This is a genomic window from Lutibacter sp. (genome assembly GCF_040883305.1).
Lineage (GTDB): Bacteria > Bacteroidota > Bacteroidia > Flavobacteriales > Flavobacteriaceae > Lutibacter.
Window position 1 is genome coordinate 1 of the sequence record NZ_JBFLKT010000440.1, and the last position, 2,684, is coordinate 2,684.

General features: G+C 27.8%; 3 protein-coding genes. All 3 read right to left on the minus strand.

What is annotated here, in order from left to right:
* Positions 1 to 187: 187 nt before the first annotated feature.
* The gene (locus AB1Z17_RS14210) at positions 188 to 901 is read right to left on the minus strand and encodes a LytR/AlgR family response regulator transcription factor (protein WP_368052429.1); all 714 of its coding nucleotides are present in this window, start codon (positions 899 to 901) and stop codon (positions 188 to 190) included.
* Positions 898 to 2,004 (minus strand): sensor histidine kinase, encoded by a 1,107-nt coding sequence (locus AB1Z17_RS14215; RefSeq protein ID WP_368052430.1) that lies wholly within the window; start codon positions 2,002 to 2,004, stop codon positions 898 to 900. The genes AB1Z17_RS14210 and AB1Z17_RS14215 overlap by 4 nt, the downstream gene beginning before the upstream one ends.
* Positions 2,005 to 2,099: 95 nt before the next feature.
* A partial coding sequence (locus AB1Z17_RS14220) for a CotH kinase family protein (protein ID WP_368052431.1) occupies positions 2,100 to 2,684 on the minus strand: 585 nt, incomplete at its 5' end.

Here is a 2,684-nt window from a genome sequence, read left to right on the forward strand (position 1 = left end):
ATTGAAATAGTGTATTTTTATCACATACAACAACCAAATGTTATCAGTTTAAGATTTATCAATTTCATTTAAAACCGATTCGGGTTTAAATCGAGCATTCAATTAAATTTAGTACAGTCTTAGAAAGAATCAAATTTTAGGAATTGTTGGTGAATCTGGTAGCGGAAAATCTGTTGAACCATTACAGTTACGATAAAAAATTCTTACTAATAAATTGCTGAAAATCTTCCTTATATTGTTCACTTACAGGAATGTAAACTTTATCAAAAACAATTCTATTGCGTTCAATTGTTGTAATCATATTTAGGTTTACAATATAAGATCTGTGCACACGCATAAAGCTATTGCTAGGTAATTGTTGCGCTACAACTTTCATACTTAACAACGTCATAATTGGTTTTTCATTGATTAAATGAATTCGCACATATTCGCGCATTCCTTCAATGTATTTTATATCATTTAATTTAACCCGTAAAATTTTATATTCAGATTTTATAAATAAAAAATCATCGTTGCTATTAATTTGTTCATGTTTTAAATTTTGTAAATCAAACCAATTATTTGCTTTATTTGAGGCTTTTAAAAACGTTGCATAATCAATTGGTTTTAATAAATAATCCAACGCATCTACCTTAAAACCTTCCAAAGCATATTCGCTATAAGCAGTGGTGAAAATTATTTTTGGAGAATTTTCTAATGATTTTACAAAATCCATTCCATTTAAATCTGGCATATTAATGTCAACAAACATTAAGTCAACAGCGTTATTTTGCAAATACAAAAGGGCATTAATGGGACTTTCAAAAACCTCTTGAAGCTCTAAAAAAGGTGTTTTTTTAACATAACCCGCAATTTGTTTTAAAGCTAAAGGTTCATCATCAATGGCAATACATTTTATCATAGCGGAATACTTAAGTTTATTTTGTAAATGTCATTTGTTTCAGAAATATTGAAATCAAAATTATTTTTGAATAATAAATTTAGTCTTTTTTTAGTGTTTTCAATTCCAATTCCTGATGCATCTTCAGACGTTTTTTTATGATTGCTATTTTCAATTTCAAAATGAAGTTTACCTTCAGAAAAAGAAAGTGATATATTTATAAAAGATGCTTCTTTATAACTAATACCGTGTTTAAAAGCATTTTCTAATAATGAAGTAAACAACAAAGGTGGAATTTTTTTATCTGGAATTTCAGAAGGAATTTCAAACGTTATTTTTACTTTTTCGCTAAAACGTAAACGCATTAATTCAATATAACTTTCTATAAATTCAATTTCTTTATCAATTGAATTTGATGCTCCTTCAGAATCGTATAATAAATGCCGCATTAAATGAGACAGTTTTATAATCGCTTTTTTAGATTCTTCTGCATCAATATCAACCAAAGCGTGAATATTATTTAGCGTATTCATAAAGAAATGTGGACTTACCTGATTTTTTAAAAAAGCCAATTGATTTTCTACATTTTCTTTTTGAAGTTTAAATTTTTCTTGTTCTAATTTTGACCATCGCATAGATATTTGTAAACCAGCATCAAAACCAACTAGTAAAGCTGCTAATATTAAAAAATTAGCATACCCAGGAATTGGTTGAGGTCTGTTTTCTCCGTTATTTGGTGGTGGCCTGTTTTCTGAAAATTTTGGAGGCGTATTTTGAAATTTACTGTTTTCCATTCTTTCTAGAGGTCTTTTTCTGGAAGGGATATTAGTTTTTTCAAAAGAATAATAAGCGAATGTTGTAAAAATTATAAGCGTTACAGTAGCAATAAAATAGGTTGTTCTTTTTCCATTAAAAAACAATTTTGGTAATAAAAAAAATCGATTGATTAAAAATACACCTAACAATGGTAAATAATTAATCCAAACTTTAGAAATATGTTCCCAATCTATTTCTTCTTGAAACCTTCCAAAAAGTAATGGTGACGCAAATAATAATGCCCAAAAAGCAATAATTATAAAAGGCTCAAATGAAGTGAAATTGTATTGTTTTTTTATAAGTTTCATTTTTTAGTTGTTACTAAATTATATAATGCTGCATAAAAAATACCTTTGTTTGTACTTTAAAAAGAGTGAGTACAAACAAAGATATTAAAACGAAACTAATTTAAATAGTTTTGTACAGCTGTTGCTCTGCTTGAAGCATGTGATTTAAGTGTTGAAATTTCAGAATTAAATTCACTACTATTTCTTAAAAATGAATAACCATATATTTCGGTTGTGGCATAAGGTTCTACTAGTGAAGCATAAGAATCATAAACACTTTGTATGTAACTTGTTTCAAAAGGGCTATTTATAGTTGCTTTTACGTATGCATCATATTTGGCTTTATAAACCTCATCTTCGTATAAATATTCAATTAAAGGCCAGTCATTTTTTGAAAGATCTGAGAAATTTAAATTTAAAGCCCCCCCTTGTTTACCATCTTGTAAGGCTTCATTATTATCCCAAGGAATCCAAGTAAGTAAATTATTATCTGGGTTGTTGTATAAATAATAATTATGCTCCATTCTACCATAAGTATCCCAATTTTGAACAACTGTGTTAACTGCTAAATAGTTTAAAAAAGTATCTACATCTAAAACAGTTTCTAAATTTGCTCTCCAAGTAACTGCATCTGATGTTCTAGTACTTGCATGCAGTGCAGTAAATAAATTTTTAATATCAGTCCAATCTGCTTCATCTTC